Origin of the sequence: Actinoplanes octamycinicus, from assembly GCF_014205225.1 — a bacterium.
GTDB classification, from domain to species: Bacteria; Actinomycetota; Actinomycetes; order Mycobacteriales; family Micromonosporaceae; genus Actinoplanes; species Actinoplanes octamycinicus.
The window spans coordinates 1,558,302-1,574,158 of sequence record NZ_JACHNB010000001.1 but is presented as its reverse complement, the minus strand read 5'-3'; the positions used below and the strand labels follow the sequence as shown (position 1 = coordinate 1,574,158).

Here is a 15,857-nt window from a genome sequence, read left to right as displayed (position 1 = left end):
GGCCGGGCCTTGCTCGGGCCGGGCCTTGCTCGGGCCGGGCCTTGCTCGGGCCGGGCTCAGCCGGCGCGGCGGGTGCGGGACAGGGCCAGGCTGGCCAGGCCGCAGCAGATGGTCAGCCAGGTGACCGGGAGGAGCAGGTAGACCGCGTCCTTGACACTTCCCGGCAGCAGACCGCTCAGGATCAGCAGGGCGGCGCCGATGAAGACGAGCGCGGCAACGGCCACCGTGCGACGCAGGGTGCGGTCAGGCATGCGAACTCCAGGACTCGGCAGCGAACGAGCCGAAAGCCTTCCCTACCGCCCCGAGCCCGGACAACCGCCGTCCGGCCACGTTCTCGGTCTTGCCGGCCGGTCGTCCGGTAACGGGACGGTACCGTTTCGGCCCGGTGCGGGAAACCTCTTGATCGACCGTCGCCGAAGTCTCTAACCTCGGCGCAGTCGATCATGGGGGACGCATGCTGATGGATACGACATCGCGCCGCGGCTGGGCCTTGCGCGCCACGACGGCGGCGTCTCTCGCGGGCGGTCTGGTGCTCGCCGGCGCGCTGCCGGCGGCTGCCGACGACCCGGCCGCGGACACCACCAAGCCGGTCATCACCAGCATCGGCCTGACCGACGGTCAAGCGGTCCGGGCGGTGCCGCTGTTCCGGGTGACAGCGACCGACGACGTCCAGGTCACCCGCGTCGCGCTCGCGGTGGACACGCCCGGCGAGCCCGCTGCCTACGGCACCTGTCAGACCTCGCCCACCGCGGGACTCTGGGCCTGCAAGGCGATCACCACGTTCCGCCTCGGCAACGAGTTCGACAGCACCTTCACCGTGCAGGCGTTCGACGCGGCCGGCAACGGTAGTGAGCCGGTCGCCGTCCGGGTGCACGTGGACAACGTGCAGCCGGTGGTGACCACGTCGCCGGCCAACCGCTCGTCGATGCGCTCCGGACCGGTCACCATGGAGTTCACCGAGGTGCCGGCCGACACCACGACGGTCCGGGTTCTCGATGGGCCGAACGGTTCCGCGCTCGCCACCCTGACCGCGGCGCCCTGGTCCTTCGTCTGGAACGCCACGGTCGAGGGCAACCCGCCGTGTGTCCAGGTGACCGACCGGGCCGGCAATGTCACCGTCACATGCACCGAGTACATCGTGGACGACACCGCGCCGGTCATCCAGCAGGTCGAAGCGGCGAGCATGTGGACGACCAGCCGGGTGGACACCGGCACCGGCGTGGTCGGTGGCAGCACCGGACTGACGCCGGTGATCGACGACGAGTCACCGATCACCCGGTTCGAGTGGCGGGTGAACGGCGAGCTGCTGTCGTCCGATCCGACTTTCAGCTGGGCGGCCGGCGAATTCCCGGCGCCGACCGCAACCGTGGAACTCAGCGTCTGGGATGCGGCGGGCCACACCTCGTCGAAGTCGTTCGCGGTCACCATCGACAAGACCGCTCCGGTCATGGTGGTGTACCCCGCTGAGCGGGCCCTGATCCGCGGGACGTCGTTCCTCACCACGGTCCGCGCGAGCGACGCGAACGGAGTCGCCTACACCGGCATCGAGTACCAGTACACCAGCTCGCAATGGGTCCGCGCCGGCGCGGACGGCATCAAGACGGTGACCTGGTGGGCCGTCGACAAGCTGGGCAATCGCGGGACGGTGAGCCGGACCGTCATCGTCGACAACACCGCGCCCGCCCTGTCGGTCACCAAGCGGCCGAAGAACAACGCGAGGGTCACCAAGAAGACCACGCTCGCCGCCGCGGCGAGCGACCGCAACGGCGTCGCGAAGGTCCAGCTGCTGGTCAACGGCAAGGTGGTGGCCACCGACTACACCGCAGGCTACCGCTTCACGCTGAACCCGAAGAAGTACGGCAAGAAGTTCACCGTGCAGCTGCGCGCCTACGACAAGGCGGGCAACGTCAAGTACTCGACCAAGCGCACCTACCGCCGCTGACCGCCGCATCAACGACCCAAGGACCGCAGGTCACCGGGTCTGCGGGATCTCGCATGCGACCCGTGTCGTCTCCCGCCGAGCGGTGTCATCGATCGCCGGGGTTCGTCGACAGTGCCGCATCAGAGGGAGCCGGTGCCGTCGGCGGGCGCCCGGGTCGCCGGGCGCCGAGGAGCAGCGGGGTCGCCACGGCGCCGAGCAGTGCCAGGCCGAACGCCGGGGCGGTGCCGAGCGGGCCGAGCAGCACCGCGACCAGGAAGCAGAAGACCGCGAAGCCGGTCAGCCCGCGCGTCACCCCGGTCAGCGTCCGGATGGTCGCCGCCGGCCCTTGCTGGGCCCGGACGAACGCGGTGACCACGCTGGTCGCGATCGGGAACGGCGCCAGGATCCCGGTGATCGTCGGTCCGAGCGCGTCCGCGGCGCTGGTGACCGTGACGACCAGCGCGGCGGTGGTCACCGCCCGGGCCGGCAGGTCCCACCACGGCGGCGCCGCCGGCCGCGGCGCGGTCTCCGGCCGGTCGATCGCCGTGACCGCCCGGTAGGCCAGCCAGATCGCGACGGCGACCAGCGGGAACGCCGCCCACGCGGAGAGCGTGAGCTGGGCCAGCAGGGCGTCGCCGGCGAGGTTCGCGAGCCAGGCGACGGCCAGCGCCGGGAACCACCCGTACCGGCGGCCGGCGTAGGCGTAGACCACCGCGAAGAGGGCCAGCGTGATCAGACCCAGCAGCGACGCCGACGCCGCCCGGGCGCCGAAAGCCGTGCCGTGGTCCAGGCAGGTGATCAGCAGGATCGGGCCGGCCACGATCGGGAAGGTGACCAGCAGGCCGGCCACCCGCGGACCCCAGCGGCGGCCGGCCAGCGTGGAGGCGACGACGAGCAGCGGGGCGAGCAGGAACTTGAGGAGCAGGACCACGGTGTGCTGTCAGTAGGCGGCGGCGCTCACGTACACCCAGGCCCGGACCCCGGAGCCGAGCGAGACCAGGACCCGGTGGTAGTCGTCCACTTCGTACTTGTCCGCGGTGATCAGCTCGTCCTCGGTCACCTCGAACACCGTGCCGGGCACCCGGTCGCCGTCCTCGCCGGTCTCCACGACGATCGGGTGGTGCGTCTTGCCGCTGGTCGCCACCACCTCCGGGTCGGTGATCTCCAGGAGTCGTTCCGCGTACCCGGGCAGGCTGTCCGCCCGGCCCTCCAGCTCCCTTCCGAAGTTGGCTCGTTGGACAGCGGGATCCTGCAGGGTGCCGTACGAGAAGAGCAGAGGCATGCCCTGATCCTGCCTGGTCTTGCCGCGGCGGATTAGCGTGCGTCCCGGGTTTTAGGACCGAGGAGGTCGCGGTGGGTACCTGGATGGCCACGGTCCGTTTCCCGGACGGCAGCGTGCGGTATGCCGAATACAGCACGGTTGTCGCCGCGATGGTCGATTCCCTGCACGCCACGTTCCACGTGGAACACTACCGAGCGCGAGTTTCCGGTGACCCGCTGCCGAGATTCCCGGACCGGCCGCACGCCCCGGTTGACGAGCTGATACCCGTGGTGATCAGGTACGCACCCGATGATCACGGATGGCATGCCGTCTACTGTCCGCGACGGTCCATGGTGCTCGGTCCGCACTCGCCGTACCTGCAGTGGCGGGTCCAGGAGACGTACGAACTGGTCTTCGGGGCCCGCGACACGGTGCGGCATTTGTCACAAGTGAATACTCACGCGCTGTGCGGGGCGCCGATCACCGACGCCCCGTTGCGCTACCGCCGCGAGGTCTGCGGGATGGGGAATCCGGAGTGGCGCGAGGAGGAGCAGCCGCCGTCCGTGGACATCTTCGCCGAGTGGACGAGCCGGGACATGTGCCGCTCCTGCCTCCTCGCCGCCCTTCACACCCTCGAATAAACCAGCTCGCCGCCGACGAAGGTCATCGCGACCTTCGTCGCGGCGATCTCGGCGACCGGTCCGTCGAACGGGTCGCGGTCGAGGACCACCAGGTCCGCGACGTTTCCGGTACGAAGGCAGCCGCTGTCGTCCCGGGTCCAGGAACGGGATGGTCAGCTCGTCCATCTGCGGTTCGTGCGCCGCCCACAGCGGCTGCAGGTTCGCGGTCGCGCCCAGCTGCCGGAGCCGCGGCACGTCGGCCGGGTCGACCACCTGGAGGTGGGCCAGGTGCGGCCGGGTGTCCCGGAAGCCGTTCCGGACCCGGGCCGCTTGGATCGCGTCCAGCGCCTCGCGCACTGCCCGGTCCACCGGTGAAGAGCAGGTCAGCGGTGGTCATGCGGTCTCCTCGACGGCGGGCTTGACGAAGTAGGACGAGCGGCGGCGCCACTTGGCGACCGCGGCGGCCGCGACACCGAGCAGCACGATCAGCGCCGGCGCGGCCAGGTTGAACCACCCATCGCCTGAGCGAGGTGAACCGCGAGGACCAGCTCGAGCTGGCCCTGGGCCTGCTGCTGGACGCGGTCGAGGCGCGGGCGGCCCGGGGCTCATATGCAGATTGACTGTATATAAAGATCGTCTATAGTGACGGCCATGACGATGCAGGAGCCGACCTTCTTCATCCTGACCGCGCTGGTGCGTACGCCCCTGCACGGTTACGGGATCATGCAGGCGGTCGAGCAACTCTCCGGCGGCCGGGTGCGGCTCAAGGCCGGGACCCTCTACGCCGCGCTCGACCGGCTCAGCTCGGACGGCCTGATCGTCGTGGATCGGGAGGAGGCGGTGGGCGGCCGGCTGCGCCGCTACTACGTCCTCTCCGACGACGGGCGCGCGGCGCTCGAGGAGGCGGTGGCGAGGCTCCAGTCGAACGCGAAGGTGGCCGCCACCCGGCTGCGCGAGGCGTTCGGCTTCATCGGGGGAGTTCAGCATGCCTGAGCTGGAGCTCTCCTACCGCCGCCTGCTCTGGGCCTACCCGCGCTTCTACCGTCGTGAGCGTGGCCTGGAGATCCTGACCACGCTGCTGGACGCGGCCGAGCCGGGTCAGACCCGGCCGTCCCGCGGCGAGGCGATGTACCTGCTGCTGGTCGGCCTGCGCTACCGATTCGTGCCGCCGGGCCGGATCAGCGGCGTGCTGGTCGGGTTCGTGGCGCTCTGGGTGGCGCTGGTGATGAGCGGGGCCGGCGCGCTCGCCGTCTACGCCGCGCGGAGCCCGGAGCCGCCCCGGCTGGCCGCGCTCGCCGACCGGCTGGCCGGGCAGCCACCGGCCACCACGTCGGACGCGTCCGGTTACCTCCCGGTGGAGCTGGCCTATCTCGCCGGGACGTCCGGGACGCTGTACGGCTACGGCGGAGAGGGCTGGGCCGGGTCCCGCCCGGTGCCGGACGAGCAGTCGCGCGGCTACGACCGGGTGCCGGACGCTTCGGTGGTGGTGACGGAGGCGTACCGGACGCTGCGGAACGACGGCTGGACCATGGGCGACCTGGTGCGCGGCGACGAGAACGCGCCGGACGGGGTGTTCTGGGCCGAGCGGGACGGCGCCCTGGTCCGGGTCAGCGGCACCTACGACCGGACCGGGATGACCATCTTCTGGTACCCGGTCGAGCCGCCCGGCCTGCTGGCCGGGGCGATCGCCGGTTTCCTGATCGGCGGCCTGCTGGCCGGCCAGGGCCTGACCTGGCTGGCGCACCGGGTGTCCCGGACCGCGCCCGGCACCCGGCGGCGGGCGCTGCTGATCAGCCTGCCGGCGTTGACCGCCGCCGTGGTGAACAGCTTCGACTGCGTGGCCAGCATGTGGCCGGCGTCCAGCTCGGCGGTGCTGCTCCGCACCGAGTTGATGTACCCGCTCGGCAACCAGATCGCGAACCCGCTGGCCCCGGCGATCATCGGGCTGTCACTGCTGGCCGCGGTCATCCTGGTCGCCGAGGCGAGGGCGGTCGACCGGCTGGCGCCGGTCAACCAGCCAATGGCGGGGTGAGGGTCAGCGGCGGTAGGTCCGCTTGGTCGAGTACTTGACGTTCCCCGCCTGGTCGTAGGCGCGCAGCTGCACGGTGAACTTCTTGCCGTACTTCTTCGGGTTCAGCGTGAAGGAGTAGCGCCGCTGCGCGTCGGTGGCCGCGACCTTGCCGTTGACCAGCAACTGCACCCGCGAGATGCCGAACGGGTCGGCGGCGTCCGCCTTGATGGTCACCTTGCCGCGCAGCTTCGCCTTGTTCTTCGGGGCCTTGAGCCAGGTCACCTTGGCCGGCGCGGTGTTGTCCACGCAGACCTGCCGCTGCAGCTGGGTGAGGTTGCCGGCCTTGTCGGTCACCTCCCAGGTCAGGATCTTGCCGCCGTCCTGGACCTCGGTGGTGTTGAGCTGGACCGTCCAGGGGCTCTCCGGGGTGCCGGCGACCGCCAGGTGATTGCCGAAGTAGGCGCTGAGGTAGGCCGGGCCGGTCGCGTCGCGGAGGCCGGTGACGCTCACGGTGACGGTGCCGCGGAGGAAGTATCCGCCCGGGGTGCCGGTGAAGACCGGCTGGTCGTTGTCGACCACCACGGTGCGGGTCAGCTCGCTGACGTTGCCGAGCCGGTCGTAGGCCTGGACGGTCACGGCCAGCGGCCCGTTCGGGGTGGCCGGGTCGAGAACGACCTGGTTGCGGTCCCAGCCGGTGAGCGGCACCGTGCCGGCCGGCTGGCCGTTCAGGGACAGCTCGATCCGGTCGATGTCGTCCGGGTCGGTCGCGTGGATCGAGAACGGCCGGTGGACGCTGACGTAGCCGTCGGCCTGCGGGAACGACATGCTGATCGCCGGACCGTCCACATCGGTGGCGGCGGGCTCGGCGGCCTGGGCCGGTGCGGTCAGGGTCAGCCCGGTGGCCAGGGCGGTGATGGTGGACAGGGCGGCGGTGCGACGGCGCATGGTTTCCCCCGTGATCAACTTCCGGCCAGATTAGCGTTCCGCCGCGGCCTGCGGAAGGGGTGCCAACCGATGTGGACATCGTCGCGCCCCTTGTTCGAACGGCTTCGAAGTCCTACGCTGCCAGCAGCAGGAAAGCGCTTTCCTTAAGCATCCGGAGGTAACCGCACATGGCAGCGCGCAGATCGATCGGCATTGTGATCAACGGAGTGACCGGCCGGATGGGTTACCGGCAGCACCTGGTCCGCTCGCTGCTCGCCATCCGGGAGCAGGGCGGCGTCGCCCTGCCCGGCGGCGGGCACATCTGGCCGGAGCCGATCCTGGTCGGCCGCGATCCGGACAAGCTCGCCGCGATCGCCGCGCGGCACGGCCTCACCGAGTGGACCACCGACCTGGACGCCGCGCTCGCCCGTCCGGACGTGGAGATCTACTTCGACGCGCAGGTCACCCAGCAGCGGGAGAAGGCGATCCGGCAGGCGATCGCGGCCGGCAAGCACGTCTACACCGAGAAGCCGCTCGCCGAGAGCTCGCCGGCCGCCGAGGAGCTGGCCGAGCTGGCCGCCGAGGCCGGCATCCGCAGCGGCGTGGTCCAGGACAAGCTCTTCCTGCCCGGCCTGCGCAAGCTGAAGCGGCTGATCGACGGCGGCTTCTTCGGCCGGATCCTGTCGGTGCGCGGCGAGTTCGGCTACTGGGTCTTCGAGGGGGACTGGCAGGCCGCCCAGCGCCCCAGCTGGAACTACCGGCTGGCCGACGGCGGCGGCATCGTGATGGACATGTTCCCGCACTGGAACTACGTGCTCGAGGAGCTGTTCGGCGCGGTCCGCGGGGTGCAGACGACGATCGCCACGCACGTCGAGAAGCGGGTCGACGAGCGCGGCGAGGAGTACACCGCGGACGCCGACGACGCCGCCTACGCGATCTTCGAGCTGGAGGGCGGCATCGTCGCCCAGATCAACTCCTCCTGGGCGGTCCGGGTCAACCGCGACGAGCTGGTCGAGTTCCAGGTCGACGGCACGCACGGCAGCGCGGTCGCCGGCCTGCGCGGTTGCAAGATCCAGCACCGGGCGACCACGCCCAAACCGGTGTGGAACCCGGACCTGCCGGTCACCTTCTCCTTCCGCGACCAGTGGTCCGAGGTGCCGGACAACGAGGAGTTCGACAACGGCTTCAAGGTCCAGTGGGAGGCGTTCCTCCGGCACGTCGTGGCCGGCGAGGCGTTCCCCTGGGACTTCGCCTCCGGCGCCCGCGGCGTCCGGCTCGCCGAGGCCGGCCTGCAGTCCGCCCGCGAGGGCCGCCGCATCGAGCTCGGGACCGCCTGATGGCCACGGTCCGCCTGCCGTCCGGGCCGCTGACCCTCGCCGACCGGCGGGTCTGGGACAAACCCGCCACCCCATTCCAGACCCGATTGGCGTACGCCGCCGCGCACGTGGTCGCGGACCCGCGTGCGGAGAACTCGCCCGGCGCACCAGCCGCCCTGGACTGGGCGGCGACCCTCGCCTTCCGGCAGCACCTCTGGTCACACGGCCTCGGGGTGGCCGAGGCGATGGACACCGCCCAGCGCGGGATGGGTCTGGACTACGCCGCGACCCGGGAGCTGATCCGGCGCAGCGCGGCGGCGGCCGAGGGGCCGATCGTGGCCGGCGTCGCCACCGACCAGCTCGCACCCGGCCCGGTGACCCTGGACCGGATCCAGCGGGCCTATCAGGAGCAGCTCGCCGACGTGCTGACCGCCGGGGCCGCGCCGGTGCTGATGTGCAGCCGCCACCTCGCCGCCGCCGCCCGGGACGCCGAGGACTATCTGACGATTTATCGTTCGTTGCTTGATATCTCGGACAAGCCGGTGGTGCTGCACTGGCTCGGCACCGCCTTCGACCCGGCCCTGGAGGGCTACTGGGGTTCGTCCGACGTGGACAAGGCCACCGAGACCGTCCTCGAGCTGATCGCCGCGAACCCGGCCAAGGTGGACGGGATCAAGATCTCGCTGCTCGACGCCGACCACGAGGTCCGGCTGCGCCGCCGGCTCCCGGCCGGGGTCCGGCTCTACACCGGCGACGACTTCAACTATCCGGAGCTGATCCGCGGCGACGAGCGGGGACACTCGGACGCGCTGCTCGGCATCTTCGCCGCGATCGCCCCGGCCGCGGCGGCCGCCTTCGCCGCCCTGGACCGCGGCGACCTGGACGAGTACGACCGGATCTTCGCGCCGACCGTGCCGCTGTCCCGGCACATCTTCCAGAAGCCGACCTTCTACTACAAGACCGGCATCGTTTTCCTCGCCTGGCTGGCCGGCCACCAGTCGCACTTCACCATGGTCGGCGGGCTCCAGTCCGGCCGGTCGGTGCCGCACTTCGCCCGGCTGGTCGAGCTGGCCGACGCGGCCGGCCTGCTGCCCGACCCGGATCTGGCGGCCCACCGCGCGAACCGCTTCTTCGAGGTGATGGCGGGATGAGCGAGCCGGCGAGCGAATCGGCTGGCACCGCCGTCAACTCAGGGCTACGCCGGAGCAGGTTCTCGTTCAACCAGATCACCGCCAAGCTCTGGGGCCTGGAGGAGATGGTCGCCGGCTGCGTGGCGGCCGGGGTGGACCAGGTCGCGCTCTGGCGTGAGCCGGTCGCCGAATACGGTCTGGCCCGCTCCGCCGCCCTGGTCCGGGACGCCGGCCTGACCGTCACCACGCTCTGCCGCAGCGGCTTCTTCCAGCTGCCGGACTGGTTCGACGACAACCGCCGGGCGATCGACGAGGCCGCCGCGCTCGGCACGAAGGTGCTGGTCCTGGTCTCCGGCGGGCTGCCGGACGGATCGCGGGACCTCGCCGGCGCCCGGCGGCACGTCGCCGACGCGATCGGACGGCTGGCCCCGTACGCGGCCGCCGCCGGGGTGACCCTGGCGATCGAGCCGCTGCACCCGATGTACGCCGCCGACCGGTGCGTGATCAGCACCTGGGACCAGGCGATGGCGATCGCCGAGCAGCACCCGGCCGGGCAGGTCGGGGTCACCGTCGACACCTACCACCTGTGGTGGGACGACACCGTGCTGGAGAAGATCGCCCGGGCCGGCGAGCGGATCGCGATCTACCAGCTCGCGGACTGGATCACCCCGCTGCCGGCCGGCGTGCTGACCGGGCGCGGGCTGCCCGGGGACGGGTGCGTGGACATGCGGGCGTTCCACGACGCGGTGGACAAGGCCGGGTACGCCGGGCCGATCGAGGTCGAGGTGATGAACGCCGGCCTCTGGGAACGGCCCGGGCGCGAGGTGCTGGACGTGACGCTCACCGCGTACGACAGCGTCTTCTGAAAGGACCGGGGTCCGGCGGCGGCCAGCGACGTCCGCGCCGGGCCCTGCTATTTGGGTGGCAGCGAGCAGGCGAAGTCGACGCCGGCCCGGAGCCAGCGGGCCAGGTCGTCGTCGTCGAGGCGGTCGCCGTCGACCACCACCCAGTTCTTCATCGGGCGGCCGGTGAAGTCGAAGACCCGGGTGCCCGGCTCGGCCAGCGCCGCCTCCCCGGCGGCCGCGCCGAGCCGCACGATCAGGTCGTCACCCATCACGCCGACGGCCATGTTGCCGTGCACCATGAAGGTGATCCCGCCGAACATCCGCTTGTCGCTCACCCCGTCGACGTCTCCGAGCGCGTCCCGGATCCGTTCCGCGAGTGCCTCGTCGAAGGCCATGCCTCAACCTAGCTGTTGCGCGGGCGCAGCGAGGTTGTGTGACTCACGTCACTCCGACTGGAGAACCGTGGGCGGCCTGCCGTCGTCTTGCTGGTTGTGAGACGAAGCCTGGACGCGGCCGACGAGGCGGAGCTGGTGCGCCGCACCGCCACCGGTGACCGGCGCGCGTTCGACGAGCTCTACCGGCGCACCTCGCCGTGGCTCGCCGTGCGGCTGCGCCGCCGGTGCGCCGACGACGACGTGGTCGCCGACGTGATGCAGGAGACCTATCTGGCCGTCTGGCGGGCCGCCGGTGACTTCGCCGGCTCGGCCACCGACGGCAGCGCGGTCGGCTGGCTCTGGACGATCGCGGCCAACCGGCTGGTCGACGCGTTCCGCCGGCGTGCCCGCCAGGAGAAGGTGCCGGTCGCCCACGCCGCCACCACCGTCCCGGCCGCCGAGGACGAGGTGATGGCCGGCCGGGTCGGCCATGAGCTGGAGCAGGCGCTGCTCACCCTCCCGGCGGACGTCCGCCAGGTGCTGCGCGCCATGGTCCTCGACGGTCTCTCGGTCCGGGAGACGTCGCTGCTGCTCGGGGTGCCGGAGGGCACCGTGAAAACCCGGGCCCGCCGGGCCCGGCTCGCGCTGCGGGAGGCGCTGTCATGACCGGACACCCCCACCCTTCGGTGATCTCCCGCTATGCCGGCGGCGACGTGGACCTCGACGAGGCCACCGTCTGGACGGTCGAGGTGCACCTGGAGGAGTGCGCCGACTGCCGGGCCCGGCTGGCCGGCAGCGCCCCGGAGGACGTGCTGACCCTGCTCGACCGGGTGACCGCCGGGGTGGAGCGGGGCGTCGCCGGCGGGCCGGCTCCGGTCCCGGTCCGGCGGCGCTGGTCGGCGGCCCGCAACCGCTGGCTGGTCTGGCAACTGGTCCCGTGGCTGACCATGACCGGCGCCATCCTGTTCTGCGCGGTGCTGCTCCAGGCGCTGCAGCCGGCCCTGCCGTCGCTGGTGCTGCTGCTGGCCCCGATCGCGCCGCTGCCCGGGGTGGCGGTCGCCTGGAGCCGGGGCAGCGACCCGGCCGGGGAGCTGATCGCCAGCACCCCGGCGGCCGGCCTGCCGCTGCTGCTGCGGCGCACCGCCACGGTGCTCGCCGTGATCGTGCCGATGCTGCTGCTGGCCAGCGACCGGGCCGGTGTCTCGCTGGCCCTGACGCTGCTGCCGTGCCTGGCCTTCACCACCACCGCCATCGCGCTCGGCGCGCTCATCGGAGTGCGCCGGGCCGCCCTCGGGCTGATCGCCGGCTGGGCGTCCGCGGTGGCCCTGCCGGCGGTGCTCACCGCCCACCTCCCGGTTGTGCTTCAGCCGGGCAGTCTCGGCGTCTGGGCGTTCATCGCGGTTGCCTCGGCAGCCTTCGTGATGGCCCGCGCCGACCGCTTTCTCAGGAGGAGTTGACTCATGCGATCGGTGAGCGCGGCGGAGACCGCCCCCACCACCCATCCCTGGGCGGTGCACGCCGAGGGCCTGCGGGTCCGGGCCGGCCGGCACCTGGCCGTCGACGGGCTCGACCTGAGCCTCGGCACCGGAGTGCACGGGCTGCTCGGGCCGAACGGCGCCGGCAAGACCACCCTGATGCGCGCGCTGGCCACCGTGATCGAGCCGGCCGGCGGCAAGCTGAGCCTGCTCGGCGAGCCGGTGGACGGGCGGGCCGACCTGCGCCGGGTCCGCCGCGGACTGGGCTACCTGCCGCAGGCGTTCGGGTTCTACCCGCGCTTCACCGTGCGCGAGTTCGTCGAGTACATGGCCTGGCTCAAGGAGATGCCGAAACCCGCGGTGCCCGGCGCGGTGCAGCGGGCCATCGACCGGGTCGGGCTCGCCGACCGGGCCGGCGCCAAGCTGAAGACCCTCTCCGGCGGCATGCTGCGCCGGGTCGGCATCGCCCAGGCGATCGTCAACGACCCGGCGATCCTGCTGCTCGACGAGCCGACCGTCGGCCTCGACCCGGAGCAGCGCCTCGACTTCCGCGAGCTGCTGCGGGGCCTCGGCGCGGACAGCTGCGTGCTGGTCTCCACCCACCTGGTCGAGGACGTGGTCGCCGCCTGCTCCGACGTGGTGATGATGAACCAGGGCCGGCTGGTCTTCCAGGGCACACCGGACACGCTGGTGGCCCAGGGCGCCGCCGGCGACGCCGGCGACAGCCCCGCCGAGCGCGGCTATTCCGCCCTGCTGCGCCGCCACCGGGCGGAGGCCGGCCGGTGACCCGCGTCCTCGGCATCGAGCTCCGCCGCTCCACCGCGATCGGCGCCGCCCTGATCCTGCTGGCCGTCGGCGTCGCGCTGCTCTACCTCTTCGACGAGGGGGACTGGTCGACCGGCTGGATGCAGCTGGCCATGACCCAGCGGCTCTACCTGGGGTTGCTCTGGCCCCTCGCGCTGGCCGCCGGCGCCTGGCAGGGCCGCCGCGAGCACCAGGCGAAGGTGACCGAGCTGTTCGCCAGCACCGCCCGGCCCCGGTCGCACCGGACCGTGCCGACCATGCTGGCGCTGGCCGTCGCGGTCGCCGGGGCGTACCTGCTGATGACCGTCGCGGGCGGGGTGTCGCTGCTCGGCACCGCGCACTATCTGCCGCCGCAGGCCCTGACCGTCGTCGCGGTCGGCCTGCTGTCCCTGGTCGCGGCGGCCTGGATCGGTCTCGCCGCCGGCCGGGCGCTGCCCTGGCTGGTGACCGCGCCGGCTCTGGCCGTGGCCGGTCTCGGCCTGCTGCTGACCATCCCCGGGGCGACCCGGCCGCGGGGCTGGCTGGCGCTGGTCTTCTCGCCGATCTACGAGATGAACATGCCGGACGCCTACACCACCGTGCCCGGCCGGATCAGCGCCGCCCAGGCGATCTGGCTCGGCGCGCTGGCGGTCACCGGGATGCTGCTGTTCGCCTCCCGCGGCTGGCGGAGCCGGGTCACCGCGCTGCTGGCCGTGACCGTCGGCGTCATCCTGGCCGTCACCGTCATGCCGCACCGGAACCGGCAGGTCGTCGACTCGGTCGACCCGGTCGCGAAAGCGCTGGTCTGCGCGGCGGACGAGCCCCGCGTGTGCGTCAGCCGGGTGCACCAGGGGCTGCTCCCGGACGTGGTGCCCCAGGCCCGGGAGGCGCTGACCGTCCTCACCAGGCTTCCCGGCGCCCCGACCCGGGTGAACGAGGACAACAGCACCTACCTGTCCGACGTGCCGGCGCCCCGCAGCCCGGACGTGGCCCTGGTCCGCATCCGCACCGGCCGGACCGCCGACCTGACCGCGCAGATCGTCGTCGCCGCCTTCGAACGGCCCTACGATTGCGACAACGGCCCCGACTTCGAGGACTCGCTGGCGGCCGGTTTCTGGCTGATCGGCGAACCACCGGTCCACGAGGACCCGGACACCACCGCCGGGGCCCGGCTCCGCTGGCAGCAGTTGCGAGCGCTCCCCGCCGCCCAGGCGAAGGCCGAGGTCGCCGCCATCCGCCAGTCCGCCCTGACGTGCCGATGAAGCGCTACTCGATCCCGTCCCGGGGCCGGCGTTCCGTCGTCCGGTCGGGTGGTGCGGCATGAGGTGGCTGACGCTCTATCTGCGGTCGCGACGGGCGCCGATGGCGCTGGCCGTGGCGGCTGGCTGCGCGGGCCTGATGTGGTCGCTGTGGGCGATCTTCTCGAAGGACCGGCAGGTGGCACCGCAGATGGTGGTGCTGACGGTGTTGCTGCTGGTGTCGATCCTGACCCTCACCCTCAGCAGCCCGGACTACGCGCTGGACCGGACGGCCGCGCTGTCCTGGCCGCCGCGCCGGGCCGCGCACCTGCTGGCCGCGCTGCTGATCGTGGTCGGCTCGTTGGTGCTCACCCGGTACACCGCGGCCCACTTCGGCCCGGCGTCGGTGCTGCTCCGCGACGCGGCGGGCCTGCTGGGCCTGACCGCTCTGGGCGCCAGCCTGCTCACCCCGGCCCGCTCCTGGTTCCTGCCCCTGGGCTGGACCTTGATCGCCGTCCTGTTCCCCCGCACCGAGACGGTCGCCGACCAGCTCCTCACCTGGCAGTCCCAGGCCCCCGACAACCGGCCGGCCGTCCTGCTCGCCCTGCTCCTGGCGTTGGCCGGCCTGGTCACCTACGCCCTGGCCGGCCCGTCCCGCCGGGCCACCGCCGACCTGCCCGCGTAGCCCGGCGCTCGCCGACCTCCCGGGGACGGTCCGTGAGGGCCGGCTCTCCGCACGACACGCGTCGCGGTCGTGCGGCGGGCCGGGCCTCGCGTGCCGATTGTCACGGGGCTCCGAGTCGTACCGGAAAAGGAACCGGAAGCCGGCGGGCGGCGTCGCGGCAGCGGGGATGGTCCGGTGCGGGAGCGGCCCGGCGGGGATGGGGATTCGGGGGCGGGAGTGTGCCGGGTGCGGTAGGAATCAACGGTGAGTTCCTATGCGGCTTCGTCGGCCCGTTATGACGCCATGGAATACCGCCGCTGTGGGCGCAGCGGCCTGAAACTGCCCGTGATCTCGCTGGGGTTGTGGCACAACTTCGGCGATGACAAGCCGATCGAGACGCAGCGCGCGGTGCTGCGGCGCGCGTTCGACCTCGGGGTCACGCACTTCGACCTGGCCAACAACTACGGCCCGCCGTACGGCTCCGCCGAGATCAATTTCGGTCGCCTGCTGGCCGAGGACTTCGCGCCGTACCGGGATGAGCTGATCATCTCGACCAAGGCCGGCTATGACATGTGGCCGGGACCCTACGGCGAGTGGGGGTCGCGGAAGTATCTGACGGCCTCGCTGGACCAGTCGCTGCGGCGGATGAACCTGGACTATGTGGACATCTTCTACTCGCACCGGTTCGACCCGGAGACGCCGCTCGAGGAGACGATGGGGGCGCTGGACGCCGCGGTCCGGGCGGGCAAGGCGCTGTATGTCGGCATTTCGTCCTACTCCCCGGCGAAGACCGCGGAGGCCGCCGCGATCCTGCGTGATCTCGGCACGCCGCTGCTGATCCACCAGCCGTCCTACTCGATGCTGAACCGCTGGGTGGAGGACGAGCTGCTCGGCGTGCTGGAGCAGGCCGGCGCCGGATGCATCGGCTTCTCGCCGCTGGCCCAGGGCATGCTCACCGACCGCTACCTGGACGGGGTGCCGCAGGGTTCCCGGGCCGACGAGCAGAAGTCGCTGACCACGGAGTGGTTGACCGAGGAGAACCTCGGCAAGATCCGGGCGCTGAACGCGATCGCCGGGCGGCGCGGGCAGAGCCTGGCCCAGATGGCGATCGCCTGGGCGGTGCGGGACCCGCGGATGACCTCGGTGGTGCTCGGCGCGAGCAGCGTCGCCCAGCTGGAGAACAATCTGGCGGCGCTCGGCAACACCTCGTTCACCGAGGCGGAGCTGGCCGAGATCGATCAGCACGCGACCGAGTCGGGGATCAACCTCTGGGCGCGGTCGAGCGCGTACTGAGG

General features: G+C 72.1%; 19 protein-coding genes. 13 read left to right on the top strand and 6 right to left on the bottom strand.

Features of this window, described 5'->3' with window-relative positions:
* Nucleotides 1–56: 56 nt before the first annotated feature.
* On the bottom strand, nucleotides 57–251 hold the full coding sequence (locus BJY16_RS07050) for a hypothetical protein (RefSeq protein ID WP_185038293.1): 195 nt from the start codon (nucleotides 249–251) through the stop codon (nucleotides 57–59).
* Between the two features lie 209 nt (nucleotides 252–460).
* Between BJY16_RS07050 and BJY16_RS07045 the strand changes: the two genes are divergently transcribed.
* Nucleotides 461–1,942 carry an Ig-like domain-containing protein gene (locus BJY16_RS07045; protein ID WP_185038292.1) on the top strand — a complete coding sequence of 494 codons (1,482 nt, stop codon included), beginning with the start codon at nucleotides 461–463 and terminating at the stop codon, nucleotides 1,940–1,942.
* A gap of 85 nt (nucleotides 1,943–2,027) precedes the next feature.
* Here BJY16_RS07045 and BJY16_RS07040 read toward each other — a convergent pair whose 3' ends face one another.
* Complete coding sequence (locus tag BJY16_RS07040; protein WP_185038291.1) at nucleotides 2,028–2,852, bottom strand: hypothetical protein; 825 nt, start codon at nucleotides 2,850–2,852, stop codon at nucleotides 2,028–2,030.
* A 9-nt stretch (nucleotides 2,853–2,861) separates the two neighbouring features.
* The gene (locus BJY16_RS07035; RefSeq protein WP_185038290.1) at nucleotides 2,862–3,203 is read right to left on the bottom strand and encodes a gamma-glutamylcyclotransferase family protein; all 342 of its coding nucleotides are present in this window, start codon (nucleotides 3,201–3,203) and stop codon (nucleotides 2,862–2,864) included.
* A 71-nt stretch (nucleotides 3,204–3,274) separates the two neighbouring features.
* Between BJY16_RS07035 and BJY16_RS07030 the strand changes: the two genes are divergently transcribed.
* Nucleotides 3,275–3,823 (top strand): hypothetical protein, encoded by a 549-nt coding sequence (locus BJY16_RS07030; RefSeq protein WP_185038289.1) that lies wholly within the window; start codon nucleotides 3,275–3,277, stop codon nucleotides 3,821–3,823.
* Here BJY16_RS07030 and BJY16_RS46940 read toward each other — a convergent pair.
* Nucleotides 3,808–3,912, bottom strand: a complete 105-nt coding sequence (locus tag BJY16_RS46940; protein WP_239177423.1) for a hypothetical protein — start codon at nucleotides 3,910–3,912, stop codon at nucleotides 3,808–3,810. The genes BJY16_RS07030 and BJY16_RS46940 overlap by 16 nt on opposite strands.
* A 541-nt stretch (nucleotides 3,913–4,453) precedes the next feature.
* Between BJY16_RS46940 and BJY16_RS07020 the strand changes: the two genes are divergently transcribed.
* Both BJY16_RS07020 and BJY16_RS07015 read left to right on the top strand, forming a co-directional pair.
* Complete coding sequence (locus BJY16_RS07020) at nucleotides 4,454–4,795, top strand: PadR family transcriptional regulator (RefSeq protein ID WP_307835731.1); 342 nt, start codon at nucleotides 4,454–4,456, stop codon at nucleotides 4,793–4,795.
* A complete protein-coding gene (locus tag BJY16_RS07015) occupies nucleotides 4,788–5,834 on the top strand; it encodes a hypothetical protein (protein ID WP_185038288.1) in 1,047 nt (348 codons plus the stop codon). Before BJY16_RS07020 ends, BJY16_RS07015 begins: the two co-directional genes overlap by 8 nt.
* A gap of 3 nt (nucleotides 5,835–5,837) precedes the next feature.
* Here the strand turns inward: BJY16_RS07015 and BJY16_RS07010 are convergent, their stop codons facing one another.
* On the bottom strand, nucleotides 5,838–6,758 hold the full coding sequence (locus BJY16_RS07010) for an Ig-like domain-containing protein (RefSeq protein WP_185038287.1): 921 nt from the start codon (nucleotides 6,756–6,758) through the stop codon (nucleotides 5,838–5,840).
* A 167-nt stretch (nucleotides 6,759–6,925) separates the two neighbouring features.
* On the opposite strand from BJY16_RS07010, the gene BJY16_RS07005 reads away from it, so the two are divergent.
* Genes BJY16_RS07005 through BJY16_RS06995 form a run of 3 tightly spaced genes read left to right on the top strand, consistent with a single transcriptional unit; the run spans nucleotide 6,926 to nucleotide 10,049 of the window.
* Complete coding sequence (locus tag BJY16_RS07005) at nucleotides 6,926–8,074, top strand: Gfo/Idh/MocA family protein (protein WP_185038286.1); 1,149 nt, start codon at nucleotides 6,926–6,928, stop codon at nucleotides 8,072–8,074.
* Nucleotides 8,074–9,204 (top strand): dihydrodipicolinate synthase family protein, encoded by a 1,131-nt coding sequence (locus tag BJY16_RS07000; protein WP_185038285.1) that lies wholly within the window; start codon nucleotides 8,074–8,076, stop codon nucleotides 9,202–9,204. Before BJY16_RS07005 ends, BJY16_RS07000 begins: the two co-directional genes overlap by 1 nt.
* Nucleotides 9,201–10,049, top strand: a complete 849-nt coding sequence (locus BJY16_RS06995; protein WP_185038284.1) for a sugar phosphate isomerase/epimerase family protein — start codon at nucleotides 9,201–9,203, stop codon at nucleotides 10,047–10,049. The genes BJY16_RS07000 and BJY16_RS06995 overlap by 4 nt, the downstream gene beginning before the upstream one ends.
* Before the next feature lie 47 nt (nucleotides 10,050–10,096).
* Here the strand turns inward: BJY16_RS06995 and BJY16_RS06990 are convergent, their stop codons facing one another.
* Nucleotides 10,097–10,423, bottom strand: a complete 327-nt coding sequence (locus BJY16_RS06990) for a TfoX/Sxy family protein (protein WP_185038283.1) — start codon at nucleotides 10,421–10,423, stop codon at nucleotides 10,097–10,099.
* 96 nt (nucleotides 10,424–10,519) lie between these two features.
* Here BJY16_RS06990 and BJY16_RS06985 point away from each other — a divergent pair, with 96 nt between their 5' ends.
* The 6 genes from BJY16_RS06985 to mgrA all read left to right on the top strand — a co-directional run bounded on the left by BJY16_RS06985 (nucleotide 10,520) and on the right by mgrA (nucleotide 15,855).
* Nucleotides 10,520–11,068, top strand: coding sequence for an RNA polymerase sigma factor (locus BJY16_RS06985; protein WP_185038282.1), 549 nt, complete (start codon nucleotides 10,520–10,522; stop codon nucleotides 11,066–11,068).
* Nucleotides 11,065–11,859 (top strand): cupin domain-containing protein, encoded by a 795-nt coding sequence (locus BJY16_RS06980; protein WP_185038281.1) that lies wholly within the window; start codon nucleotides 11,065–11,067, stop codon nucleotides 11,857–11,859. The genes BJY16_RS06985 and BJY16_RS06980 overlap by 4 nt, the downstream gene beginning before the upstream one ends.
* Nucleotides 11,860–11,862: 3 nt before the next feature.
* Nucleotides 11,863–12,663 (top strand): ABC transporter ATP-binding protein, encoded by an 801-nt coding sequence (locus tag BJY16_RS06975; protein WP_185038280.1) that lies wholly within the window; start codon nucleotides 11,863–11,865, stop codon nucleotides 12,661–12,663.
* A complete protein-coding gene (locus BJY16_RS06970; RefSeq protein ID WP_185038279.1) occupies nucleotides 12,660–13,922 on the top strand; it encodes a hypothetical protein in 1,263 nt (420 codons plus the stop codon). Before BJY16_RS06975 ends, BJY16_RS06970 begins: the two co-directional genes overlap by 4 nt.
* 58 nt (nucleotides 13,923–13,980) lie before the next feature.
* Nucleotides 13,981–14,583 (top strand): hypothetical protein, encoded by a 603-nt coding sequence (locus tag BJY16_RS06965; RefSeq protein WP_185038278.1) that lies wholly within the window; start codon nucleotides 13,981–13,983, stop codon nucleotides 14,581–14,583.
* A 282-nt stretch (nucleotides 14,584–14,865) separates the two neighbouring features.
* Entirely contained in the window at nucleotides 14,866–15,855 is a 990-nt protein-coding gene (mgrA, locus tag BJY16_RS06960) for an L-glyceraldehyde 3-phosphate reductase (RefSeq protein WP_221502389.1), read from the top strand.
* Nucleotides 15,856–15,857: the final 2 nt, after the last annotated feature.